Source organism: Micromonospora sp. NPDC049044 (genome assembly GCF_040649215.1).
Taxonomy (GTDB): domain Bacteria; phylum Actinomycetota; class Actinomycetes; order Mycobacteriales; family Micromonosporaceae; genus Micromonospora.
In genome coordinates this window covers 11,923-36,800 of record NZ_JBEZFA010000034.1, presented here as the reverse complement: position 1 = coordinate 36,800, position 24,878 = coordinate 11,923, and the positions used below count along the sequence as shown (strand labels likewise).

At 71.5% G+C, this 24,878-nt stretch carries 19 protein-coding genes; 8 read left to right on the top strand and 11 right to left on the bottom strand.

The genetic code is table 11. The features are described from left to right. The first annotated feature begins 2 nt into the window (after positions 1–2). Positions 3–4,220, top strand: a complete 4,218-nt coding sequence (locus AB0B85_RS25005) for a replicative DNA helicase (protein ID WP_357411248.1) — start codon at positions 3–5, stop codon at positions 4,218–4,220. Positions 4,221–4,238: 18 nt separating this feature from the next. Here the strand turns inward: AB0B85_RS25005 and AB0B85_RS25000 are convergent, their stop codons facing one another. From AB0B85_RS25000 to AB0B85_RS24980, 5 genes are all read right to left on the bottom strand, one after another. Then, complete coding sequence (locus tag AB0B85_RS25000) at positions 4,239–4,916, bottom strand: maleylpyruvate isomerase N-terminal domain-containing protein (RefSeq protein ID WP_357411246.1); 678 nt, start codon at positions 4,914–4,916, stop codon at positions 4,239–4,241. A gap of 104 nt (positions 4,917–5,020) precedes the next feature. Further along, positions 5,021–5,395, bottom strand: a complete 375-nt coding sequence (locus AB0B85_RS24995; protein ID WP_357411244.1) for a zf-TFIIB domain-containing protein — start codon at positions 5,393–5,395, stop codon at positions 5,021–5,023. A gap of 22 nt (positions 5,396–5,417) precedes the next feature. Then, on the bottom strand, positions 5,418–6,050 hold the full coding sequence (locus tag AB0B85_RS24990; RefSeq protein ID WP_357411242.1) for a phosphoribosyltransferase family protein: 633 nt from the start codon (positions 6,048–6,050) through the stop codon (positions 5,418–5,420). Between the two features lie 41 nt (positions 6,051–6,091). Beyond that, positions 6,092–7,432, bottom strand: a complete 1,341-nt coding sequence (locus AB0B85_RS24985) for a glycosyltransferase family 87 protein (protein ID WP_357411240.1) — start codon at positions 7,430–7,432, stop codon at positions 6,092–6,094. Positions 7,433–7,499: 67 nt separating this feature from the next. Next, positions 7,500–10,022 carry a bifunctional diguanylate cyclase/phosphodiesterase gene (locus AB0B85_RS24980; RefSeq protein WP_357411238.1) on the bottom strand — a complete coding sequence of 841 codons (2,523 nt, stop codon included), beginning with the start codon at positions 10,020–10,022 and terminating at the stop codon, positions 7,500–7,502. Between the two features lie 1,086 nt (positions 10,023–11,108). Here AB0B85_RS24980 and moaC point away from each other — a divergent pair. From moaC to AB0B85_RS24960, 4 genes are all read left to right on the top strand, one after another. Continuing rightward, positions 11,109–11,600, top strand: a complete 492-nt coding sequence (gene moaC, locus AB0B85_RS24975; protein ID WP_357411236.1) for a cyclic pyranopterin monophosphate synthase MoaC — start codon at positions 11,109–11,111, stop codon at positions 11,598–11,600. Then, on the top strand, positions 11,597–12,067 hold the full coding sequence (locus AB0B85_RS24970) for a MogA/MoaB family molybdenum cofactor biosynthesis protein (RefSeq protein ID WP_357411234.1): 471 nt from the start codon (positions 11,597–11,599) through the stop codon (positions 12,065–12,067). The genes moaC and AB0B85_RS24970 overlap by 4 nt, the downstream gene beginning before the upstream one ends. A 161-nt stretch (positions 12,068–12,228) precedes the next feature. Next, positions 12,229–13,485, top strand: coding sequence for a molybdopterin molybdotransferase MoeA (locus AB0B85_RS24965; RefSeq protein ID WP_357411232.1), 1,257 nt, complete (start codon positions 12,229–12,231; stop codon positions 13,483–13,485). Then, positions 13,482–13,910, top strand: a complete 429-nt coding sequence (locus AB0B85_RS24960; RefSeq protein WP_357411229.1) for a molybdenum cofactor biosynthesis protein MoaE — start codon at positions 13,482–13,484, stop codon at positions 13,908–13,910. The genes AB0B85_RS24965 and AB0B85_RS24960 overlap by 4 nt, the downstream gene beginning before the upstream one ends. A gap of 4 nt (positions 13,911–13,914) precedes the next feature. Here the strand turns inward: AB0B85_RS24960 and AB0B85_RS24955 are convergent, their stop codons facing one another. Together AB0B85_RS24955 and AB0B85_RS24950 are read right to left on the bottom strand one after the other, a co-directional pair. Beyond that, a complete protein-coding gene (locus AB0B85_RS24955; RefSeq protein WP_357411227.1) occupies positions 13,915–15,360 on the bottom strand; it encodes a glycosyltransferase 87 family protein in 1,446 nt (481 codons plus the stop codon). A 215-nt stretch (positions 15,361–15,575) separates the two neighbouring features. Further along, positions 15,576–16,121 carry a DoxX family protein gene (locus tag AB0B85_RS24950; protein ID WP_357411225.1) on the bottom strand — a complete coding sequence of 182 codons (546 nt, stop codon included), beginning with the start codon at positions 16,119–16,121 and terminating at the stop codon, positions 15,576–15,578. A gap of 133 nt (positions 16,122–16,254) precedes the next feature. Between AB0B85_RS24950 and AB0B85_RS24945 the strand changes: the two genes are divergently transcribed. Beyond that, complete coding sequence (locus tag AB0B85_RS24945; RefSeq protein WP_357411223.1) at positions 16,255–16,803, top strand: N-acetyltransferase; 549 nt, start codon at positions 16,255–16,257, stop codon at positions 16,801–16,803. A gap of 24 nt (positions 16,804–16,827) precedes the next feature. Here AB0B85_RS24945 and AB0B85_RS24940 read toward each other — a convergent pair whose 3' ends face one another. From AB0B85_RS24940 to AB0B85_RS24930, 3 genes are all read right to left on the bottom strand, one after another. After that, complete coding sequence (locus AB0B85_RS24940) at positions 16,828–18,069, bottom strand: ATP-binding protein (RefSeq protein ID WP_357411221.1); 1,242 nt, start codon at positions 18,067–18,069, stop codon at positions 16,828–16,830. A 135-nt stretch (positions 18,070–18,204) separates the two neighbouring features. Next, a complete protein-coding gene (locus tag AB0B85_RS24935) occupies positions 18,205–18,627 on the bottom strand; it encodes a hypothetical protein (RefSeq protein ID WP_357411219.1) in 423 nt (140 codons plus the stop codon). A 427-nt stretch (positions 18,628–19,054) separates the two neighbouring features. Continuing rightward, positions 19,055–19,591 (bottom strand): hypothetical protein, encoded by a 537-nt coding sequence (locus tag AB0B85_RS24930; protein WP_357411329.1) that lies wholly within the window; start codon positions 19,589–19,591, stop codon positions 19,055–19,057. A 342-nt stretch (positions 19,592–19,933) separates the two neighbouring features. On the opposite strand from AB0B85_RS24930, the gene AB0B85_RS24925 reads away from it, so the two are divergent. Together AB0B85_RS24925 and AB0B85_RS24920 are read left to right on the top strand one after the other, a co-directional pair. Then, entirely contained in the window at positions 19,934–20,938 is a 1,005-nt protein-coding gene (locus AB0B85_RS24925) for an EamA family transporter (protein WP_357411217.1), read from the top strand. A 10-nt stretch (positions 20,939–20,948) separates the two neighbouring features. Continuing rightward, positions 20,949–21,590, top strand: coding sequence for a prepilin peptidase (locus AB0B85_RS24920; protein ID WP_357411215.1), 642 nt, complete (start codon positions 20,949–20,951; stop codon positions 21,588–21,590). Positions 21,591–21,660: 70 nt separating this feature from the next. Here AB0B85_RS24920 and AB0B85_RS24915 read toward each other — a convergent pair whose 3' ends face one another. Beyond that, complete coding sequence (locus AB0B85_RS24915; protein WP_357411213.1) at positions 21,661–24,840, bottom strand: UvrD-helicase domain-containing protein; 3,180 nt, start codon at positions 24,838–24,840, stop codon at positions 21,661–21,663. Positions 24,841–24,878 lie beyond the last annotated feature (38 nt).

Genomic DNA, 24,878 nt, shown 5'->3' with positions numbered 1-24,878 from the left:
GTATGGTTGGCCCTCGACCGCCGGCACGATGGCCCCCGATCGACCGGCCCGGTCGAAGGAAAGCGTCGTACCCCAGCGGTAGAGCTGGAACCAGATCCGGCGCAGTGGAGGGGGGACCCGTGTCGGTCACCGACGACATGCGGGCGGAGTCACGGTCCGGCGGCGGCCAGCCACCCGCCCAGCGAGACGGCCAGTTCGACAAGACCCCACCCCAGGACGTCGCCGCGGAGCAGTGCGTCCTCGGCGGCATGCTGCTCTCCAAGGACGCCATCGCCGACGTCGTCGAGATCCTCAAGACCAACGACTTCTACCGGCCGGTGCACGCCACCATCTTCGACATCATCCTCGACATCTACGGCCGGGGTGAGCCGGCCGACTCGATCACGGTCGCGGCGGCGCTCGCCGACTCCGGCGACCTCGTACGCATCGGCGGCGCGCCCTACCTGCACACCCTCATCGCCAGCGTGCCGACCGCCGCGAACGCGGCCTACTACGCACGCATCGTCAGCGAACGCGCGGTGCTGCGCCGGCTGGTCGAGGCCGGCACCAAGATCGTGCAACTGGGGTACGGCACCGCCAGCGGCGGCAGCCGCGACGTGGACGACGTGGTGGACCTCGCCCAGCAGGCCGTCTACGACGTCACCGAACGGCGGGTCAGCGAGGACTTCGCGATCCTGGCCGACATGTTGCAGCCCACCCTCGACGAGATCGAGGCGGTGGGCGCGCAGGGCGGGATGATGACCGGCGTGCCGACCGGCTTCAGCGACCTGGACCGGCTGCTCAACGGCCTGCACGCCGGCCAGCTGATCATCGTCGCAGGGCGACCTGGTCTGGGAAAGGCGCTTGCGCTCGACACCCCACTGCCGACCCCGGACGGCTGGACCACGATGGGCGAGGTCAAGGCGGGCGATCAGCTACTGGCTGCCGACGGCTCCCCGACCACCGTCACACGGGCCTTCGACGTGCTGCACGACCGCCCCTGCTACGAGGTCGAGTTCTCGGACGGCACCGTGATCGTGGCGGACGCGGAGCACCTGTGGAAGACGACCACCCGGGCGAGCCGACGGCAGAGCCCGGCACGACAGAGGCGGCACTGGTCCGAGTCGTCGCTGGCCAACGTACGTGCGGCCCACAAGACGCTCAGCGCCATGCGGAACCAGCCGATCACCCTCTTCGACCCGCTCGAGCAGGTCGGATCCGAGTTCCGGCATGTCCTGCAAACTGTCGCAACCGAGGTCGGGGCGATCGGGCGGATCGGCCGCCCCATTGTCCGCAACGGCAGGACACGAAACTGGACTGCGCCGGGCTACCCGGCCGGTCCCCTGATGACAGCGCTTCTGGAGCGAGCCGAGCGGGACGTCGACGCCGGCAGCCGGGCCGACCACGATGCTGTCGTCACCACTGCTGAGATCGCGGCCACGCTGCACACTGATACCGCCCAGCGGCGGCTCAACCATGCCGTAGGAAACTGCGCACCCCTCCAACTCCCGGACCGGGAGCTGCTGATCCCGCCCTACACGTTGGGAACGTGGCTCGGTGACGGGCACAGCGACGCCAGCCGTTTCACCACCGCCGACCCGGAGATGGTCACGCACGTCGAGGCGGACGGCTTCGTCGTGCGGCCCAGCGGGCCGATGGTTTACACCATCCTGCTGCGGCCCACGTCCGCTGCTCCGGCGAACGGCGTCTGCGTGGACTGTGGCGTTTCCACAAGGGCGTTGCGCGAGAACCCAGCGACCAGGAAGTGCGCCGGCTGTCGTCACCGGAACGGCTCCTTCCTCGGGTTGTTGCGTCAGGTCGGGGTAGCGGCCAACAAGCACATCCCGGCCGCTTACCTGCGGGCCTCGGAGGCTCAGCGCAGGGCGTTGCTCGCTGGGCTGATGGACACCGACGGGACGGTCGCTCCCACCGGCAACCTGCAGTACACGTCGACCTCGAAGCGGCTGGCCGATGACGTACGCGAACTGATCGTCAGTCTCGGCTACCGATGCACTGTCAACGCGAAGCAGGTGCGCGGCCGCACCCGCGAGTCGTCTACCGCGTACACACTGAATTTCTCCACACCGGATGTCATCTTCCGGCTCAAGCGCAAGCAGGACGCGCACACCGAACGCCGCCGCACCACCTCAGATGTTCGGACGACCTCACGGTTCATCGTCGACGTCCGGCCGGTTCCCAGCGTTCCGGTCCGGTGCGTGACTGTCGATAACGGCGAACACCTGTACCTGGCCAGCCGGGCGATGATCCCTACCCACAACAGCACCGCAAGTATGGACTTCGCCCGAAACGCCGCCATTCGCGCCAACCAGGCCGCTGCCATCTTCTCGCTGGAAATGAGCAAGGTCGAGATCGTGATGCGGCTGCTCTCCGCCGAGGCGCGGGTGCCGCTGCACGTGCTGCGCAGTGGGCAGCTCTCCGACGACGACTGGACCAAACTGGCCCGGTGCATGGGCGAGATCAGTGAGGCGCCGCTCTTCGTCGACGACACGCCGAGCATGAACCTGATGGAGATCCGGGCCAAGGCCCGGCGGCTCAAGCAGCGGCACGACCTCAAAATGATCGTGGTCGACTATCTCCAGCTGATGACCTCGCCCAAGCGCACCGAGAGCCGCCAGCAGGAGGTCGCCGACCTGTCCCGTGGCCTGAAGCTGCTGGCCAAGGAGGTCGAGTGCCCGGTCATCGCGGTCAGTCAGCTGAACCGTGGTCCCGAGCAGCGCACCGACAAGCGGCCCCAACTGTCCGATTTGCGGGAATCTGGCTGCCTGACGGCGGAGACCCGAGTGATCCGGGCGGATGACAACACCGAGATCACGCTCGCGGAGTTGTTGTCGAACAACGCCAAAGACATCCCGGTCTGGGCGTTGGACGAGAGCCTCCGTTACACGCCTCGCACGATGACCCATGTCTTTCCGAGCGGTCGCCGCGACGTGTTCCGGCTGACTCTCGCATCGGGCAAGCAGATCGATGCAACGGCAAACCACCCCTTCCTCGCGTTCACCGGGTGGGTGCCGCTCGGTGAGCTGTCACCCGGGGATCGCATTGCCACGCCGCGTCACCTACCGCCGCCAATGGTCACCCGCCCATGGGCTGACGCGGAGGTCGTCATGTTGGCGCACCTGCTGGGCGACGGCTCCTTCGTGCGGCGCCACCCCATCCGATACGCGAGTACTGATGAGCGGAACCTGCAGGCCGTGACAGAGGCGGCGAAGCATTTCGGCATCGACGCGATCCGCGATGATTACGCGGCGGCGAGGGTGACGACCCTGCGGCTGCCAGCGCCCTACCGCCTGGCTCGCGGTCGGCGAAACCCCATCGCCGCTTGGCTGGATGACCTCGGCCTCTTCGGCTTGAGATCGCACGAGAAGTTTCTGCCCTCGGCCGTCTTCAGCCTGCCGAAGGAGCAGATCACCTCCTTCCTGCGGCATCTGTGGGCTACCGATGGTTCGGTGACCGTCAACAGCTCAGGTCGCGGTGGGCGCGTCTACTTTTCGTCCACGAGCCGACGAATGCTCGAGGACATCTCTCGACTGCTCCTCAGGTACGGCATTACGGCCCGGCTGAGGGTCGTACCCGTCGTGGGGCACCGCCCTCAGTACACGCTCGACATCTCTGGACGAGACGACCAGTTGAGATTCCTGCGCGAGATCGGCGTGTACGGGCAGCGGTCGGAGCCCTGTGCTGCTCTCCTTGCCGCGTTGGAGTCGACGGAGAGCAACACCAACGTCGACACCGTGCCGCGGGAGGTGTGGACCAGGGTCAAGGATATTCTTGTCGAGCAGGGCATGACTCACCGCGAGTTCGCGAAGGCCATTGGCACCCAGTTCTGCGGCAGCACCCTCTGGAAGCATGCGCCCAGCCGCTCTAGGTTGGCGGCGATTGCCACTGTCCTCGACGCGGCCGACCTTGACCTGCACGCGACCAACGACATCTTCTGGGACTCGATCGTCTCTATCGAGTCGATCGGTGAGCAGGAGGTGTTCGACGCGACTGTGCTCGAGAAGCACAACTTCATCGCCAACGGCATCGCCACCCACAACTCGATTGAGCAAGATGCCGACGTTGTCATCCTGCTGCATCGTGACGACTACTACGACAAGGAGTCCCCTCGGGCCGGGGAGGCGGATTTTATTGTTGCCAAGCATCGGAACGGCCCCACCGACACGGTGACCGTCGCGGCTCAGCTGCACCTGTCCCGCTTCGTCGACATGGCCATCGGCTGACCGCCGACCCGTCCTCGGTCAACCGAGCAGCGGAAACCAGCCCGCCGACTCGCCCAGCTCCAGCCGGTCCCGATCGGTCAGCGGAATGCGCCCGGTGGCCTTCAGCAGGAAATCGTTGTCGTCCCACGCGGCGGGCCGAACGGCGTCGTCGCTGAGCAGGCCGTCCATTGTCGCCACCGCGACGCGTACCGCAAGCGGGCCGGGCGGCGGCGCGTCCGGCAGCTCCAGCGTCAGGTCCAGGTGGTGGACGGTTGCCTCGGTGGTCAGCGTTGCGAGGAAGTCGGGTACGCGTAGCACGTGCCCCTGCGTGGCCACGTACGCCTCGGGGTCGGCTGACCGGGCGGCGCGGACCGCCGCCAGGGCGGTGTCCCGCCAGAGGTTGACGATCTCGGTGGGACGGTCGAAGGCGGCGGCCGAGCGGCGGACCCACCGGGCGTGCCCGGCGGCCTCGTCGTCGCCGCCGGGGAAGTCACGCCAGTAGCTCACGTCGTCGACGTCGGCCGGCCCGTCGACCGTGGTGGCCAGGGCGTCAAGCGCACGCTTGGCATCGCCGACCACGTGCAGGAGCAGGGCGGCGACGTCCCAGCCCTGGCAGCGGGTGGCTCGTCGCAGGCCGGCGTCGTCCAGGTCGCCGACCACCGCGGTGATCCCGTCGTACGCCTGGGCCAGCGCCTCGTCCGGTCGGATCGCGGTCATGCGATGCAGCCTCGCACGGTCCACCACGCCGGCCAAGCGTCCGCCGGGTGGGCGGGGTGCCCGGGTCGACGCGTGATCGACCCGGGCCGGTTGTCAGTCTCGACTCAGCCGAACATCTCGTCGAGGAAGCCCTTGCGCTTCTTCTGCCGGTAGTGGCCGTGGTAGCCGTGGTGCTGCTGCTGGTGGCCGTAGGCCGGCGCCGGCGGGTAGCCGGGCGGAGGCGGCGGCGGGACCGCACCGTAGCCGGGCTGGTGCGGCGGGGGCGGGGGCGGCGGGTAGCCGGCCGGCTGGTGGCTGGGTTGCGGCGGCGCACCACCTGTCTGTTGGCGGCTCCAGTTGGCCTCCGCCTCGAACAGCTTCTCCAACTCGCCGCGGTCCAGGAAGATGCCGCGGCACTCCCCGCACTGGTCGATCACGACGCCGCTGCGCTCGTACTGGCGCATATCTCCGTGACACTTGGGACAGGTGAGACTACTCATCGCCCGACGGTACCCGGTCGACCTAAGCGGTTGCTGTGAGCGCCTCGCTCACCTCTTCGTCGGACACCTCGTGGAAGTCGTCGTAGTAGACGCTCACCGCGCCGAAGTCCGGTGGGCGTTGGGCGCAGACGACCTGGTCCGCCACGGCGGCGAGCAGTTCGTACGCCTCCTGTGCGCCGACCGGAACGGCGACCACGACCCGGTGTGCCCCGAGTTGGCGGGCGACCTCCACGGCGGCGCGGGCGGTCGCACCGGTGGCCAGGCCGTCGTCGACGATCAGCGCGGTCCGCCCGGTGAGGTCCAACTGTGCGCGGCCACCGCGGTAGAGCCGCTCCCGCCGGGCGAGTTCGGCCTGCTCGCGTTGGCTGACCTCGGCGATGTCGACGCTGCTGAGCCGGCTTGCCACCGCGTCGTTGAGCACCTGGACCCCGCCCGGCCCGAGCGCGCCGAAGGCGACCTCCCGGGCCCACGGCATGCCGAGCTTGCGGACGACGAGCACGTCAAGGGGTGCGCCGAGCCGTTCGGCGACGACCCGGGCGACCGGCACGCCGCCCCGGACGAGGCCGAGGACGACCACGTCCGGGTCGCCGACGAGCGCGGTGAGCCGCTCGGAGAGCACCCGGCCGGCGTCGGCCCGGTCGCGGTACGTCGTCATGACTTCAGGTGTACGCCCTGGCCGGCCGTCGCGCCCAGCAGTTACGCCGATGTGGTCCGAGCGGGCAGGTCGGAAAGCGGGGTGGTCGGCGTGTCGACCGGGTGGCGCAGGGCGGGCGCCCAGGTGAGCAGGGCCATCGGGTAGAGCAGGTAGCCGAAGCGGGTCGAGGGCATCAGGGCGATGGCGGCGAGTAGCCCGTACCCGCAGATCAGCGCCGTGGCGACGGCGGTGCGGGGTGGGCGGCGGGCGAGCCGGACGGCGATGGCCACGCCGGCGGCGACAAGCAGTGCGGCGGCGACCAGCCGGCCGGCGGGTAGTGCGGTGGCGATCAGGTGGCCGGGGAAGGGGGACTGCGCGGGGCTGGTGACCAGGCCGTGGCCGAGGGGGAAGCGCAGCACGTTCTCGGTGAGCGCGTCGCGGTCGACGAGCATCGCCGGCAGCAGGGCGGCGATGGGTAGGCCGACAGCGCCGGCGGCGACCCGGGTGCCGGCCCGTCGGGTCAGGCCCCAGGCGATCAGGACCAGCGCCACCGGCCAGGCGAAGAGCTTGAGCGCGCCGGCCAGGCCGACCGCGAGGCCGGCCCGGCCGGGCCGGTCGGCGGCGGCGAGCGCGAGGGCCAGCAGGCAGAGCGCGAGTACGGGCAGGTCGTCGCCGCCGGTGGCGAGGGTGAGGGCGCAGATCGGCAGGACGGTGGCGGCCTGTACGCCGCGCAGCAACGCGGCGTGTCGCCGGTGGGCCTCCTGGGCGGTGCGGGCGGTGGCCGGTGTGGTGCGCAGGGCGGCCACGGCCAGGGTGAGCGCGAGTGCGGTGCCCACTGCGAACCAGACCCGGGAGTCGGTCCACCAGGTGTCGGCCAGGGCCCTGGGCAGGCCGAACATCGCCATGCCGGGCTGGTAGGGGGTGTAGCCGAGCAGTTGCTCGCCGGGTGGCAGGGCGGCGATCGCGTCGGGACCGAGGTAGGGCGTGCCGTGCTCCAGGAGGCGGGTGCCGGCGTGTTCGACGACGAGCACCTCCTCCTGGGCCCGGTCGGTGCGTCCGTTGGCCCGCTCGATGCTCTGCCAGAGCAGGGGTAGTAGTGCGGTGCTCGCCCAGGTGAGACAGGTGAGCACCGAGCGGGCTGGCAGCCCGACCAGGGTCGAGGTCGGGAAGCGCCGACGGAGCAGGAGTTGGACGAGCACCACAAGTGTTGCGACCAGGTATCCCACGGCGGCGACGGCACCCCATGCCCGGTGCGGCAGCAGCGTGGAGGTGAGCGCGGTGAGCGCGGCGAAGACGGCCGAGACGGCGTAGAGGCCGAGGTCGACGGCGAGTCCGCCGGCCGCGGTGTCGAGCGTCCGCCAGTGCCAGCGACGGCGGGGGGTGCTCGGGGCGTCGGCGATCACGGGCGCCAGTCTGGCAGATCGGGGGGTACCTGCACCGGGCCGCGTGGCGCGGGCGGCTGGTGCCCGGTCAGGCGGGCAGGTGCGGGAGGCGGGAGCGGCCGGTCTGGCGGCGGCTCTGGCTCAGTCGGATCACCGCGCCGGCGTCGTGCAGTGGCGCGGCCAGGGTGCCGGGTCGGCCGCCCGATCCGCGCTGCATGGCCGCGAGCAGGGTGCCGGCCGGCATCGGCCGGGCGAACAGGTGCCCCTGGCCGGCGACGCAGCCCAACTCCCACAGGGCCCGCCGCTGCGGTTCACTCTCCACTCCCTCGGCCACGACTGCCAGGTTGAGGCTGCGGCCCAGGTCGAGGGTGGAGCGGATGACGGCGGCGGCCTCCGCCGAACTCTCCATCGTCGTGACGAAGCTTCGGTCGATCTTCAGCTCGTGCACCGGGATCCGGGAGAGCAGGGAGAGCGACGAGTAGCCGGTGCCGAAGTCGTCGAGCGCCAGCCGGACGCCCTCGTCGCGGAGTCGGCTGAGCACCCGGTCGACGACGTCGAGCTGACTGAGGGTGAGCGTCTCGGTCAGCTCCAGCACCAGCCGGTCCGGTGGTAGGTCGTGGGCGCGCAGGCGGGCCAGCACCGAGCCCGGGAACCGTGCGTCGAGCAGGCTGCGTGGGGACACGTTCACCGCGACGGGTACGTCGAAGCCGGCGTCGCGCCAGTCGGCCGCCGCGATCAGCGCCTGGTCGAGGATCGCCTCGGCGAAGGCCGGCAGCAGGCCCGAACGCTCGACGGCCTCCAGGAAGCGCAGGGGGTCGATCATGCCGTGGGTGGGGTGGTGCCAGCGGGCCAGCGCCTCGGCGCTTGTCACCTCGCCGGTGCCCAGGTCGACGATCGGTTGGAAGTTGACGACGAACTCGTGGTCGGCGACCGCCCGCGGTAGGTCGCCACCGAGGGTGAGGCGGCCCAGGTCGGCGGTGTCCCGGGTCGGGGCGTACGTGGCGATCCGCTGCCCGGCCCGCTTGGCCTGGTACATGGCGACGTCGGCGCGGCGCAGTAGTTCGGCCATGCCACCGCTGGACGGGGCTACGGAGATCCCGCCGCTGGCCTCGACGCTGATCCGCATGCCGTCCAGGTCGAACGGCTCGTGCAGGGCGGCGAGCAGCGTCTCGGCTCGGTGCGCGGCGACCGCCGGAGCCGGCAGCCCGCGCAGGAGTACGGCGAACTCGTCGCCGCCGAGGCGGGCCACCAGGTCGGTCGACTGGGCCACCCCGCGCAACCGGTCGGCGACCTGCACCAACACCTGGTCACCGGCGGCGTGCCCGAGTGTGTCGTTGACCTCCTTGAAGTGGTTGAGGTCGATGAGCACCAGTGCGGTGATTCCGTCCGCGTGGCGGCTGCTCAGCTGCTCGGTGCCCTGGTCGAGGAGGTGTCGGCGGTTGGCCAGGTTGGTGAGCGCGTCGTGCGCGGCGGCGTAGGCGTGTTCGTCGGCCACCCGGGCCAGTTCGGCGTACGCCTGGGCGTTGCGGACCGCCGTGCAGAGAGCGGAGGCGAAGGTACGCAGGGTGTACTGCTCTCGTTCGGAGAGCTGCACGGGGCCACGGAAGCGCAGCCGAAGTATGCCGACATCGACGGTGCGGTCGTGGCCTTCGAGCCGGGTGGGGACGACGGTGCCGTGCACGTCGGTGGGCTTGCCGATGCGGCCGTCGAAGGTGAGGCCGCCGGTGCCGCCGCGCACGACGCGGTCGCTGTGGCGCAGTTCGATCTCGACCTCGTCGGCGGAGAAGAGTTCGGCGGCCTGGGTGACGGCGGTGGTGAGGACGGTGTCCAGGTCGACCACGTTGAGCGCGTCGGTGGTGCGGGCCAGCCGCTGCCAGGCCTGCTGTTCGGTACGGCCCCGGATACGGGCGGAGTAGGCCAGGTGCAGGCTCAGGACCAGGGGCGGAACGGCAAGCAGCAGGCGGGGGTCGGCCCAGAGGATGAAGAGTGTGCACAGCGCCACGATGAAGCGCACACCGAAGCCGGCGAGCCGGAGGTCAAGGTTGTTGAGGAACTGGCGGGAGATCCGGGTGCCGGTCGCCAGTGCGATGACGGGGATTGCCAGCAGGTCGTCGAGCAGGGCGGCGACCAGGTAGATCGCTCCCAACAGGCCGATGAGTTCCATCGGCCCCACCGGGGGCCATTGCCAGTGCACCGCCAGCGCGGCGGCGCCCGCTCCACCGGCGACCAGGATGTTCTTGCTGACACCGAAGGCAGTCTTGATCGGAGGGAGCTTCATGATCGCTGACGCGATGCCGACGCCTACGCCGGTCGCCAGCAGCACCCAGGCGGGTGGAGTCACGGCGAGCCCGATCACGATCGCCGCTTCGAGCCAGGTGATCGAGTGGGTGGTCGAACGGATGCGGATCGGCGCTTTGATGATCGTCCCGAGGGCGGTCATGAACATCAGCGCGGCGATGGTCGCTCCGTCGCCCACCGAGTCGGGCGGATGGGCGAACATGTCGACGACGGCGATGAGCGTCGGGCCGGCAGCCAGTACGACGATGAGTCCGACAAGCACCAAGAGTCGCCGGTCTGCCCGGGTGGTGTTCTCGGATGGGACTCGACTCATGAAGCTCCTGTCGTTGCCGACAGTTACATGTTGACGACAGGAGCTTACCGCTGTGTGTCGTTCGTTTGTCAGTGCCACTCGCTGCCGCGCATTGCACGCTCCCTCCACTCTCGTCCCCGGTTGGTTCTGTGCCCGGGATGTCGATCTGACGAGAGCCTAAGACGAGCCAGGTGTAGTTAGCACCAATAAATGTCGGTATGCGCAATATTAGTCAAGCTGATGTGGTTTTATTACGTTCTGTCCATCATCATTGAACGGAGTGCGGTCGGAGTCTGCCCGTTCTGGATTCGGGGAAGGGCCTCATCCGTGGGCCTTTCCGGCGAGCTTATTGGTCGTGGTATTCCCTGAGTCTGGTGGTTCTACCAGCGCTACTTCAACCGGAGTTCGGCCGGGTGTGGGGGCGGGTTGGGCAATGTTGTCCCGGGCTTGGTCGCGTCCGGGCCGGCGGTGGCGTCCCACTCCGGCTTGCGTGCCTGTCGACGGCGAGAAGACAACGACGTTCAGTGGGCAACGGTGCAACATGTCGCAGACATGTTGCGGCCCCGGTCAGGCAATCGGGTGGCCATCCCCGCGAGCCTCCGTGGCAACCGATCGAGCGCGAGGGGTACGGCCTCGAAGGAGGGACATGGACCTCGTTGCGTGATCGACTGAACACCCGCCACCGATCGGGTGGGGGTGGGTAAGGGTTGACGTTCCGGGCGGTCTTTCGGCGCAACTGCCTGCCGCACGTTGCGCCTTGCGACACCCAAACAGCAGGCGAGCGTCGCGATGCTCGCACTTCGGCCCGGTCGACTGGGTGCGGTGGACGACCTCGTTGACGGGTTATGGCCCGATTGCTTACCGCGATCAGTCGTCGTTATTGTGCGTACCAATGCGGCCAGTCCGCGCCGGGCTGTCGAGGCTTCGCCGGCTGCTCGTGGGCACCCTTACGGCAGCGGGTCGGATATCCACTCGACGCCCGTCCGATGCTCCGCGTCGTCCTTATGCGTCGCGTCGGGGAGCGGAACTCCGACCGTCGGTCACCCCGGCCGTGCTGGCCGTCGCTCCTTGCGCGCAGCGTCGTACCGCACCGATAGGCTCTCGGCCGTGACCGAACCCGCACAGCTCAGCCACGTCGACAGCGCTGGCGCGGCCCGCATGGTCGACGTCTCCGCCAAGGCGGTGACCGGCCGCCTGGCGGTCGCGGCCGGCCGGCTGCGGACCACACCCGAGGTCATCGACCTGCTGCACCGAAACGGGTTGCCCAAGGGCGACGCGTTGGCGGTTGGTCGGTTGGCCGGGATCATGGGGGCCAAGCGCACTCCCGACCTGATCCCGCTGTGCCACCCGATCGCCCTGCACGGCGTCACTGTCGACCTGCGATTGACCGCCGACACCGTGGAGATCACGGCCACCGCCCGCACGGCGGACCGGACCGGCGTGGAGATGGAGGCACTCACCGCGGTCGCCGTCGCCGGTCTCGCCCTTGTCGACATGGTCAAGGCGGTCGACCCGGCCGCCTCGGTGGAGGCGGTCCGGGTGCTGCGCAAGGAGGGCGGCAAGACCGGGCAGTGGGTCCGGCCGGAGGACCGGCCGTGATCCGGGCCCGGGTGGTCGTCGCGTCCAACCGGGCCGCGGCCGGCGTCTACGCCGACACCAGCGGCCCCCTGCTCGTCGCGGGCCTGCGCGAGTTGGGGTGCCAGGTCGACGATCCGGTGGTGGTGCCCGATGGTGAGCCGGTCGGCGTCGCCCTGCGGGCCGCCCGCGCCGACGGTGTCGACGTGGTGCTCACCAGCGGCGGGACCGGGGTCACGCCGACCGATCGCACCCCGGACGTCACCCGGGGTCTGCTGGACTACGAGATCCCCGGCATCGCCGAGGCGATCCGCGCGCACAGCCGCGACCGGGTGCCCACGTCGATGCTGTCCCGAGGGCTGGCCGGTGTCGCCGGCCGGATGCTCGTGGTCAACCTGCCCGGCTCGACCGGCGGCGCCCGGGACGGCCTGGCCGTGCTCGGGCCGATTCTCGCGCACACCGTCGACCAGTTGCGCGGCGGCGACCACTGAGCCGCGCGGCTGCGCCGCTGCCCTCGCGGTGGTTACCCACTGAGCCGCGCGGCTGCGCCGCTGCCCTCGCGGTGGTGACCAGCGGAGTCACGGCAGGGATCACCGGCCACGGTCCACGCCGGGCCCCGACGGGTGTCGGTCCGTGCCGATAGGCTCGGTCGGTGAGCACGGAAACCGCACCCACCGCGGATCAGGTCGCCGCACCTCCGCCAGCCGGGTGGGAGGAGGCGCGGTCGCGGGTCTACGCGGTTGGTCTGTCCGCCGCGCTGCCCGCCCTCGCCCGACCCCTGGCCGAGATCGACGGGTCCACCCTGGCCGAGCCGTTGACCACCCGCACCGACCTGCCCGCCTTCCCGACCTCAAGCGTGGACGGCTGGGCGGTGCGCGGCACCGGCCCGTGGCGGGTCGTCGGCCGGGTCCTGGCGGGCAACACACCCGCGCCGCTCGCCGCCGACGGCACGACCGTCGAGATCGCGACCGGAGCCATGGTGCCCGAGGGGGCCACCGCCGTGCTGCGCGTCGAGGAGTCCACGATCGTCGACGGCCTGGTCAGTGGCACCCCGCGGGAGACGCCGGAGTGGCGGAAACCCGGCGAGGAGGCGTACGCCGATGAGGAGTTGTTGCCGGTCGGCACGCCGGTCGACCCGGCGGTGATCGGCCTGGCGGCCTCCTGCGGGCACGACACGCTGCGGGTCCGGCGGGCGCCGCGCGCCGCGCTGCTGGTCTTCGGCGACGAGTTGCTGACCGTGGGCCCGCCGGCGGCCGGCCGGGTCCGCGACGCGCTGGGTCCTGCGGTGCCGGCGTGGCTGCGGCGCTACGGCTGCCAGGTCCGTCCATCGGATGTGGTCGGCCCGGTGGCCGACACACTGCCCGCGCACGTGGCGGCCCTGCGTGCGGCGCTGGCAACCGCCGACCTGGTCTGCACCACCGGCGGCACGATGAACGGCCCGGTCGACCACCTGCACCCGACCCTGCAGGCGCTCGGCGCCGACTACGTGGTCAACACGGTGGCGGTTCGTCCCGGGTTCCCGATGCTGCTGGCCCGGCTGGCCGGCCACGACGGGCGGGTCCGGTTCGTGGCGGGGTTGCCGGGCAACCCGCAGTCCGCCATCGTCGCGCTGGTGTCGCTTGTCGCGCCGCTGCTCGCCGGCCTGCAGGGTCGCTCGATGCCGGTGCTGCCGCACGCCACGTTGGCCGAGGCGGTGTCCGGTCGCGGCGACCACACCCACCTGGCCCTGGTCCGACTGGACCGGGCCGCCGGGACCGCGTTCCCGGTGCGACACGTCGGCTCGGCGATGCTGCGCGGCCTGTCCGGCGCGGACGGGTTCGCCGTCATCCGGCCCGGCACCAGGGGCGAGCCGGGCGACCGGGTGCCGATCGTGCCGTTGCCACTGCTTCCCGGGGAGCGTCCGTCATGACCGCACCGACGATCACCTTCGGTGAGATCACCGATCAGCCACTCGACCTCGCCACCCATGAGGCCGCGGTCGCCGACCGTCGGGCCGGCGCGGTGGTCTCCTTTCAGGGCGTGGTCCGCGACCACGATCACGGCCGGCAGGTCACCAGCCTGGAATACGAGGGGCACCCCAGTGCCGCGCAGGTGCTGCGCGAGGTGGCCGCCGAGATCGCCGCGGAGCCCGACGTCTACGCGGTGGCGGTCTCCCACCGGGTCGGCCCGCTGGCGATCGGTGACGTGGCGCTGGTCGCCGCGGTGAGCACCGCGCACCGGGCGGCGGCCTTCGCGGCCTGCGCCCGGCTCGTCGACGAGGCCAAGGCGCGCCTGCCGATCTGGAAGCGGCAGGTCTTCACCGATGGCACCGAGGAATGGGTCAACTGCCCCTGACCGGTCAGCGGCGGGCGTTGAGCGCCATGGTCCGGGTGAGCCGGTCACCGTAGAACGCCGGCTCGGCTCCCGGACGCCAGGGCAGCGCGGCGACCAGCACGATGAGCGCGAGCGCGAGCGAGTTTTCCATCAGGGCTCCGAAGAGACCGTCCTGGTAGTGCGACATCTCCGGCAGCTGGTGTTCGTACGGCCAGATCGGTGAGATCAGGAAGAGCAGGTAGAGCCCGATCGCGGCGCCACCGTGCCGGAGCCCGGTGAGTGTTGGATACCAGATCGGTGGGCGGAGCCCGTTGACCCCGGGCAACCCCCCGAACACCGGGCCCTGTCCGGCGCGCTGTGGCATCGTCCGGCTCGCCTCGCGGCGGCGTACGGCGGCGTCGGCGAGCACGATGATCGCCGGGATCACCCAGACCAGGTGGTGCGTCCAGGAGATCGGGCTGATCACGTTGGCGGTGAGGCCGACAAGCGTGAAGGCTGTCAACTCGTCGCCGTCGGCGCGGGAGCTGGCCGCCCGGGACAGGCCCAGCGCCAGGATCAGCACCGAGAAGGCGAGCCAGAGCAGCCCGGGGGTCTCGATCGAGTCGTACAGGCGGGCGAGCAGGCCGGCGAGTGACTGGTTCGGCGTCATGTCCGCCGCGCCGACCCGCTCGGTCTGCCAGAGCACGCTGCCGAAGTACGTCCGCGACTCGTCACCGACGATCCCGAAGCTCGCCACCGTCACCCCGATCGCGGTGCCGATCGCGGTGGCCGCCACCCGCCACTGCCGGGTGATCAGCAGGTAGGCGATGAAGAGTGCCGGGGTGAGCTTGACCGCGGTGGCCAGGCCGATGCCCGCCCCGGCCCAGGCTCCGCCGTAGAGGAAGCGCAGCAGGGGACCATCCGTCGCCGCGTAGTGGGTGCCCCGGCGGGACCGCCACCGCAGGCCGATCAGATCAGCCATGATCAACGCGAACAGCAGGATGTTGACCTGGCCGTAGCCGAGCGTCTCCCGAGCTGGTTCGATGGCGACCGCGAGCGGCACCGCCACGGCCACGGTGAACCACAGTGGCCACCCCAGTCGGTCCACGATGGGGCGGAGCAGCCCGGCCAGCACCAGCGCCAGCGCGGCGATGCTGGCTACCGCGTTGACCATGCCGGCGGCGTCGATCGGCAACTGCGCCATCGGCAGCATGGCCAGCCCAGCGAACGGCGGGTAGGTGAACCCGAGGGTGGTTCCGGGCGCGATGAACTCGTAGAGCTCATGACCGCTCGCCCACCACACCACGGCACCGTGGTAGATCTTCATGTCGAAGAAGTTGTACGGCCGCCCGAAAGCGCCGATGGCGCGCCATGCGGCATAGGCGACGGCGGCCACGATGGCGGCCCGTACGACGTTCTTGCGATCGATCCGACGCGTCACGCGTTGGATTGGGGCGAGGCGGTCCGCCCGACTACCGACAGCCGTCGGCATGGCGCGGCCACCCCCATACCAAGGTCGTCCTACCCGTCCAGGTCCTGCACGGAGCCTAGAACGGCGCCTCACGTCAGTGCCTCCCGCGTTATGCGACCGTGTCCGATCCCACACATGTTTTTGACATTTCCACCGCGTTAACGCCTACCGGGTGGTTCAGGTAATTCGCGGCCTTAGCGGGGGGTGGGGGTGGCGCGGAGAGGCATCGATGCAGTTCAGCCGGGCAGTCGACGTGCCGTGGACGCGGAGCGGACGGCGATCCGAGCTTCCCGGCGGGCGGTACGGACGGCGCGCTGCATGGAACGTCGAGAGTGGCCGATGCGGTGACCGGTCCGCCAGCGCAGACCCGGCTTGCCACCGGTGTCGGCCGCGGCCAGCAGCAGACCGCCGAGGAGACCGAGGTTCTTGAGGGCGTGGATCTGGTTGTTGTTCTTGGCGACCGGATCGTCGCTCTTCCAGAAGGGATGCCCGGCGATGGTCACCGGCACCAGAGTGCCGGCGAGGACCAGCGCGGCGGGTCGACTGAGCCGTCCGGTGGCCAGCATCAGCCCGGCGCTCACCTGCACCGCCGAGTTGAGTCGGATCAACGTCTCGGTATCGGTGGGGAAGCTCGGGTGCGCCTTTTTCAACAGCGGCGCGACCTTGTCGGTGATCGGTGTGGCGGCCGGCGCCAACCGGCCCGGGTTGCGGAGGTTGCGATACCCGCTGACCACGAAGATGCCGCTCAACATGGCGCGGGCGAGGGAGCGTACGGGCGTCATGGATCAGTCATACCCCGTCGCGGCGTGTGCTACCCAGGCAACCGTCGGATCGGATCGGTGTTCATACACGTGCGCCACGCCGATTCGAGCGACAGTCACTGATGGGCCGGCCGTGGCGGGTAACGTCGCGCGGGTGACCACGCTGCGGCTACGCCCCGAGGACCCGGCCGACGCCGGTCCGGTGCGCCGCGTACTGGCCACCGCTTTCGCCCGCCCCGACGTGGCGACGCCGCCGGAGGTGAGCCTGGTCGACGAGTTGCGCGGCACCGCCGCATGGCTACCCCGGCTGGCGATGGTCGCCGAGTACGGCGGCGAGGTGGTCGGGTACGCGCTGCTCACCCGGGTGCGGGTGCGGCCGGAGCGGGGATCGGACGTGCCCGCCCTGGCGCTCGGCCCGGTGGCGGTGGCGCCGCACCGGCAGCGCGTCGGGCACGGCACGGCGGTGGTGCAGGCAGCCCTGGACGCGTCCACCGAGCTTGGTGAGCGGCTGGTCGTGGTACTCGGCGACCCGGCCTTCTACCGCCGGTTCGGCTTCAGCGCCGCGAAGGAGTTGGGCCTGACCGGCCCGTGGGCCGGCCTCGGTGAGCCCTGGCAGGCGTTGGTGCTGCCGCCGTCGACAAGCGAGGAAGGCCCCCCGCCGCGCGGCGAGGTGCTCTTTCCAGCGCCCTGGGCGAAGGTCTGACCGGGTCGACACCCCGTCCGGCGGTCAGGCCGGCTGGGTGCGCAGATACCTGCCGAAGTGCGGCACGGTGAAGGCTACGGTGCCCCGCTCGCCGGAGTAGATCAGCCCCTTCTTGATCAGTGCGTCCCGCGCCGGGGAGAGGCTTGCGGGCTTGCGGCCGAGCGCCCGGGCGATCTCGGCGGTGGGCACCGCGGCGTCCATGTCGTCGCGGACCACCGCCCCGGACTCGTCCTCGACCGCGGACATCATGGCCATCGCCCGCATGTACTCGCGTTCGGCCGGGGTGGCTCGCTCGAACCGGGAGCCGAAGAATCCGACCGCCAGTTCGGCCTCCGCCTCGGGTGCGGCGACACGCACGTCCGCGGCGGTGATCGGCGAGCGCGGCGCATGATCCCAGGTCGCCTTGCCGTACGCCTGAACGAAGTAGGGATAGCCACCGGACTTCTCGTAGAGCAGGTCGAGTGCCTTCTGCTCGTACTCGACGTCCTCGCGCTCGGCGGGTGCGCAGAGCGCCTGGTCGGCGGCGATCCGGTCGAGCCGGTCGATGCGTTGGTAGCGGAACAGCCGTTCGGAGTACGACTTGGCCGCGCTGAGCACCGCCGGCAGGTGCGGGAGGCCGGCGCCGACGACGATCAACGGCGCGCCGAGCTGGGACAGCTCGTGGCAGGCCGCGCAGAGCGCGGACACGTCCTCCGGGCCGAGATCCTGCATCTCGTCGATGAAGATGGCGATCCCGGTGCCGACGTCACTCGCCACCGCGGCGGCGTCGGTGAGCAGCTCGACGAGGTCGATCTCGATGTCGCCGGAGTCGGCCCGGCCGCTGGCGGCCGGCACGTCGATGCCGGGCTGCCAACGGTCGCGCAGCTTCGGGGCGGCACCGGCCCGGCCGGTCGGGGCGGACCGTTGGGCGAACGCCTTCAGGACGCCGAGGAACGCGTCGATCCGGTCGGGTGCGCGGTGTCGGGGAGCCAGCTCCCGGACGGCCATGTGCAGCGCGGCGGCGACCGGGCGGCGCAACGACTGATCCGGTCGTGCCTCGATCTTGCCGCTGCCCCAGAGATGGTTGATCGCCTGCGACCGGAGGGTGTTGAGCAGAACCGTCTTGCCGACGCCGCGCAGCCCGGTGAGCATCAGGCTGCGTTCGGGTCGGCCCCGGGCGATGCGTTCCAGCACGATGTCGAAGACGTCCAGCTCCCGCCCCCGCCCGGCGAGTTCGGGCGGACGCTGGCCGGCGCCCGGCGCGTACGGGTTGCGGACCGGATCCACGCATCGCAGAGTATCGGGCCGTCTAGCTGCGGGGCTAGACATGGATAGATGGGCCTATCGGCGTGTCGAGACCGTCGACAAAAAACTAGGGCTGTCTAGCTTCCACGCTAGACAGCCCTAGTTTTCGCAATCGGACTACTGCTCCTGCAGGCACAGCACGTAGTCGAGCTGGTCGTCCACGTAGGTCACTGTCGTCCCGGGTGCCAGCGACTCACACCGGCCCGCGTCAGTGGTCGCCGCGATCCGCAGCAACACCCGGTAGGTGCCTGGGCTGCATGGCACCTTGCGCAACTCCGCGTCCCGTCTGGTGCCCTCGTTCACCACGCAGTCGCCCGTGCCGAGTTCGTCGTCCGGGGACGGCGCGGCCGATCTCGGCATGTCCCTGGGCAGGCCCGGCGCGCTCGTCGCCGGGGTGCGCGTGTCGTTCGCGGCGTCGGCGACCCGCCACACCGCCCAACCGGCCAGGCCAAGGCACGGGCAGAGCACGAGCAGCACCACAAGCGCGACGATGAGGGCGACGTTGCGGCCGCTCTTGCGCACCGGCGCGACGGGTGGCATCCCGTAACCGGCCGGCGGCGGCTGGCCCCAAGGCCCGGGCGGCTGGCCCGGCATTGGCCCGGCGGGTGGGAACGGTCCGGGCGGCTGATCCGGCGTCGGCCCGGCGGGTGGGAAAGGGCTGGGCGGCTGGCCGGGCGGCTGGCCCGGCGTCGGCCCGGCCGGTGGGAACGGTCCGGGCGGCGGGTAGCCCGAGCCGGTGGGCGGCGCCCCCCACATCGGCGCGGTGGGTGGCGGCGCGGCGGGCGGCGGCGGGCCCCACTGCTGCCTGGTGGGATCTTCGGCGGGCGGCGGAGCGTTCCACTGGGGCAGGGTCGGGTCCTCCGCCGGCGGGCCGTCGGGCCCCGCCGGCGGGCGCTGGTACGGGTCGTCCGGCTGGTCGGAGCCCGCTGGTCCATAGGTCGTCATGTCATTCCCGGGGTGGGTGGTCTCAGCGTTGCTTCAGGCAGAGGACGAAGTCGAGAGTGTCCAGCTCACTGTCGAAGAAGTACCAGTTGGTGTAGCCCTGGACCTTGCCGCACTTGGCCTCGGCGTCGCGTTCGCCGCTGGTCGCGCCGTCGATCCGGCTCAACACCTCGTACGACTTCGCGGCGCACTCGCTGATCAGCAGCTTGGGCTTGCTGCCCGCTGCGGCGTCGTTGCGGACGCACTGCCCGACCTTGGCGAACCGGGGATCAGCCGACGACTCCGGGGCCGGCGCACTCGGTGCCGGCTCGGCCCCGTCGGTGTCCGCACTCGGCGCCACGGCGGTGGTCGAGTTGGCAGGAGCGGCCACCGGAGCCGGATCGTCCTGCCCGCGACGGAGCCAGAACGCCCCACCGGCAGCCACCAGCAGCAGTACGACGGCCAGCACCGCGATCAGCGGCCCCCGACCGCGCCGGCCCGGTGCCGGTGTGGGGTCCGGGCCGTACGGGTGTTCGTCCGGCCGGTACGGCTGCCCGCCGTACGCCGGAGGTGCCCCGCCCAACTGGTACCCGTCGCCGTAGGGGGCACCGCCGTAGGGCGTTGCCGAACCGCCTCCGTAGTGCGGTGGGCCGCCGTACGGCCCCTGCCGCTCCTGGGACACCTGCGGGTACGACGGGGGCGCCTCCGGGTACGACGGCGTCGGCTGCGGGTAGGGCCCGGCTGCCGGCGGGTAGGGCTGCGGCACCGGCCGGCCCGGCGTCTCGTCCGGACGCTGCCCGCGCCACGGTCCCGGGTTGGCGCCCCCGGGTGGGCCGTAGTTCGTCATGCCGCCCCCTGCACAAGTGGTGAGTCCGGCCACCGGTACGCGACGCCGGCTCCGACGTCACCGTAGCGTGGTCGACTGATGAGCTCACCTCTACCGAGCGCGACAGCCGGCATCGGCCACCGCGCAAACGTCGCGCCGACCCTGATCTGGACCGCGTTGATCGTGGTCTACCTGCTCTGGGGCTCCACCTATCTGGCCATTCGGATCACTGTGGAGACGCTGCCCGCGCTGCTGTCGGCCGCACTGCGGTTCACCGTCGCCGGACTGGTCCTGGCGGTGGTGCTGCGGCTGCGCCGCGGCCCCGGCGCGCTGCGGGTGGACCTGCGGCAGCTCGGCTCGGCGGCGCTGGTCGGGGTGCTCCTGCTCGCTGGCGGCAACGGCCTGGTGGTGCTCGCCGAGTCCGGGCCGCCCGGAGTGGCGGTGCCGTCCGGGATCGCGGCGCTGCTGGTGGCGACAGTGCCGCTGCTCGTGGTGCTGCTGCGTACCGGCACCGGGGACCGTCCGCCGGTCTGGACGTTCGCCGGGGTCACAGTGGGCTTCATCGGCCTGGTCGTGCTGGTGTTGCCCGCCGGCAGTGCGGACGCGGTGCCGCTGGTCGGGGCGTTGGTGGTGGTCGCGGGGGCCGTCGCCTGGTCGGTCGGGTCGTTCCTGTCCGGCCGGATCCGGATGCCCACCGACCCGTTCGTGGCCACGGTGTACGAGATGCTGGCCGGCGCGCTGGTGCTGGCCGTCGTCGCCGCCGGTCGAGGCGAGCTGAGCGACTTCCACCCGGCGGAGGTCAGCACCCGATCCTGGCTGGCGCTTGGTTACCTCATGGTGGCCGGTTCGCTTGTGGCCTTCACCGCGTACGTCTGGCTGCTGCACAACGCGCCCATCTCGCTCGTGTCGACGTACGCCTACGTCAACCCGGCGGTCGCGGTCGCGCTCGGTGCGCTGCTGGTAGCCGAGCCGATCACCTCCCAGGTGCTGCTCGGTGGTGCGGTGATCGTTGCCGGCGTCGCGCTCGTGGTGACCACCGAACGGCCGCGTCGGGCGGGCGCGGCAACACGATCGGGGGCCGCGCGGACGGTCGACCGGCGGTAACGTCCGGCCCATGTCGGCCGCCGCGCTGGTGCCGGTCGCGCTGCTCGGCGCGCTTGTCGGTGTCGTCGTACCCAGGCTGGCCCGGATCTTCACCACCGGCCCGACCCGGCGACGACCCGACGGTGCGGCCGGGGCGTGGCTCAGTGCCCTACTGGCGGCGGCGGTGTTCGCCGGGCTCGCGGTGGCCCGGCGGGACGACCCCGCCCTGCCGATCTTCCTCGCGGTGGCGGCGCCGGGGCTGGTGCTGGCCCGGGTCGACCTGGCCTGCCTGCGGCTGCCCGACCCGCTGGTGCTCGCCGCCGGGGTGCTGGCCGCCGGCGGCCTGACCGCCGCGGCGATGCTGTCCGGCGAGGTCGCCCGGCTGCTCGGTGCGGTAGCCGGTGCGGCGGTCGCCGGCGTGGCGCACCTGCTGCTGGCCCTGCTGCCGGGCTCCCGGCTGGGGTTCGGGGACGTGAAACTCGCGGCCGTCCTCGGCCTGCCGCTCGGTTGGCTGGGCCGGGACGCCCTGCTCGTCGGGCTGGTCCTGCCCCATCTGCTGCACGGTGCTCTGGTGCTCGGCCTGCTCGCCACCGGGCGGGTGCGTCGGGACACCCTGCTGCCACTCGGTCCGGCCCTGCTCGCCGGTGCCTGGCTGGCCGTGCTGCAAGCCTGAGTACCTGTGCAGCTCAGCCAGCCCGGCGACCGACGGTCTGAGATCGCCGGTCGCCGGGGCGGGCGGAGCCTCAGATCAGGCGGAGCTGGCGGTCCTTCGGGCGACGTGGCTCGGTCTCGCCGAACCGCTCGAACAGGCCCGGATCGATCACGCCCAGGAACGGCGACGGGGCACAGTCGCGTTCCGCGCCGTGCCGGGTGCGGCGGGCGGCGTGACTCACGTACAGCCGGTCCTGGGCGCGGGTCAGGCCGACGAAGAAGAGCCGGCGCTCCTCGGCCACCGCGTCCTCGTCGGGCGTCGAGCCCGGCCAGCGCAGCGGCAACAACCCGTCCTCGACGCCGACCAGGAAGACCACCGGGAACTCCAGGCCCTTCGCCGCGTGCAGGGTGAGCAACGTGACCGCCTCCGCGCGGGGGTCGAGCGCGTCCACCTCCGCGCCGGTGGCCAGCTGCGACAGGAACGCCTCCAGGTCGTCGCCGCAGCGTCGGGCCAGCGGGGTGAGCAGGTCCACGGCTGAGCGGACGGCCTCGGGGCGTACCGTGCCGGTGCCGTCCAGGGTGGGCACCGCGAACCGCTCGGCGACCACCTGGCCGGCCAGCCGCACCCGGGCGGCGAGCGACCCGGCCAACCCGTCGGCGTGCCGCAACTCGCGGGCGATGGCTGCCACCCCGGGCCGGTCCCGCAGCCGGTCGTGCGAGCGCTTCTGCACCGGGATGTTGGCCCGGGCCAGGGCGTCGACGATCGGCGCGGCCTGCGCGTCGGTGCGGTACAGCACGGCGATGTCGGAGAAGGACAGCGAGGTGGACCGGCCGTCGATCCGGCCCGAGTCCAGCGACCGGTGGGACAGCCCGCCGACCAACTCGTCGACAGTGCGCACCACGAAGTCGGCCTCCTCGGCGACCGACGCCGCCGGATAGCGCCCCACCAGCGGGGCCTCCGGGTCGAGTCGGGCCGGATCCAGCCGCCGGCCACGGACCAGCGAGGACGGTGCGATGGCCTGCACGGCGGCGGCCAGGATCGGCGCCGACGAGCGGTAGTTGCGGTTGAGCCGGACCAGCCGGGCGTCGGTGAAGTCCTCGGAGAAACGCAGGAAGTAGCCGACGTCGGCACCCCGGAACGAGTAGATCGCCTGGTCCGGGTCGCCGATCGCGCAGAGGTTGCCGTCGGCGGGGCTGAGCAGCCGCAGCAGCTCGTACTGCACCTCGTCGACGTCCTGGTACTCGTCGACGAAGATCCACCGCCAGCGGTCCCGGTAGGCCTCGACCAGCTTCCGGTCGGAGCGCAGCAGTGCCACCGGCAGGGTGACCAGCTCGTCCAGGTCGACCAGGTCCTGCTTGCGCAACAGCGCGGTGTAGCTGGCGAGGTCGTCGCCGGCCGCGGTGCGGGCTGCGGCCCGTTCGGTGTCGTCGGCGATGCGGAAGTCGGCCGGCAGGCCCGCCGCGTCGGCGTTCTCCCGCAGGATGGTCAGGCCCAGCGCGTGGAACGTGCCCACCGTGACGTCCTCGGCGACCGGACCGAGCAGGCCGTCGAGGCGGTGTCGCAGCTCCTCGGCGGCCCGGCGGGTGAACGTGATCGCGAGGCAGTGTTCGGGGAAGACGTTCAACTCCGCGCAGAGGTACGCGATCCGGTGCGTGAGTGTCCTGGTCTTGCCGGTGCCCGGCCCGGCCACGATCAGCAGCGGCCCGCCCGGCGCGGAGGCGGCCACCCGCTGCATCGCGTCCAGCCGGTCCAGCAGGCCGGTGCCGACCTCCTCCATCCCGGAGAGCATCGGCTCGAACGGCTCGTGGGGGGACGGTGGTGAGGCGATCGGCGGTGCGGGAGCCGGGATCGGCTTGCGCTTCGGCTTCGGCTCCGCTTTCGCCGCCGGGCGCTTGGCCGTCGACCGGGCCGCCGGTTCCGCGGGTCGGCGCTGCGCCGGCACCGGTACGTCGAACAGGGTCTCCTGCGCGCCCAGCTCGGCGGGGTCGAAGAGCGTGATCACCCCGTACTCGCCGTCGTAGCCGGGCACCCGGCGCACGTCGCCGCGCCGCAGCCGCCCGATGCCCTCGGCGAGCAGCTCACCGCCGACCTGCGCGATGTCGGCGAGCGGCGTCGTGGTCAGGATCTCCAGCTCCGGGCCGAGCGCGGCGAGCAGCTCGTTGAATCGCCCCTCGACCCTCTTCGACCGGGCGCCCACCTTGTTGATCTCACCGAGGATCTCGGCAAGCGGGACCAGGTGGGTGACGTCCCGGGCGTGGGCCGGCCGGTGCCCCGCCGGCCGGTCGGCAAGCTCCTCGATCCGGGTGAGCACGCCCACTGTGAGCGGCTTGCCGCATTCGGGGCAACGCCCGTCGGCGGCTCGGGTGCGCTCCGGGGACCAGTTGACCCCGCAGAGTCGGTGTCCGTCCGCGTGGTACTTGCCCTCCTCCGGGAAGAACTCGATGGTGCCGGCCAGACCGTCACCGGTGCGCAGCGCCTCGCGGACCGCGAAGTAGTCCCGCTCGGCGGTCAACACTGTCGCCTCCCGGCCCAGTGCCGGTGGCGAGTGCGCGTCCGAGTTGGAGACCAGTTGGTAGCCGTCCAGGCTGCCGACCCGCCAGTTCATCGCCGGGTCGGAGGAGAGGCCGGTCTCCACGGCGAAGATGTGGTCGGCCAGATCGGCGTAACAGTCCGCGATCGCGTCGAAGCCGGACTTCGAACCCAGCGCGGAGAACCACGGCGTCCAGATGTGCGCCGGCACCAGGTAGCCGTCTCCGCTGGCCTCCAGGGTGATCTCCAGCAGGTCGCGGGAGTCCAGACCGAGGATCGGCCGGCCGTCCGAGCCGAGGTTGCCGATCCGGCCGAGGGCGGCGTTGAACCGGGCCACCGCGTCCAGATCGGGCAGGTAGATCAGGTGGTGCACCTTGCGGGTCCGGTCGTCCCGCTTGTAGATCGTGGAGATCTCCACGCTCAACATGAACCGGACCGGGTCGGCCTCCGCCGCGCCGGCCAGCCGCGGTGGCAGCCGCCGCGCGATGTCCCGCTCCGCCTCGGCGTCGAGCCGGTACAACCCCGGCTCGGCCGGGCGCAGCGTCTCCCGCAGGTGGTCGTACCAGGCCGGGTGGGTGAAGTCGCCGGTGCCGAGCAGACCGATGCCCTTGCGCCGGGCCCACCAGCCGAGGTTCGGCAGCGTGAGGTCGCGGCTGCACGCGCGCGAGTATTTCGAGTGGATGTGCAGGTCCGCGACGAATGGCGAGAGGCCACCGGAGGGTACGGCACTGAACGGGGGCACGCCGCATCCTGTCACGCCCGCCGGGCCGGCCGGCGGCC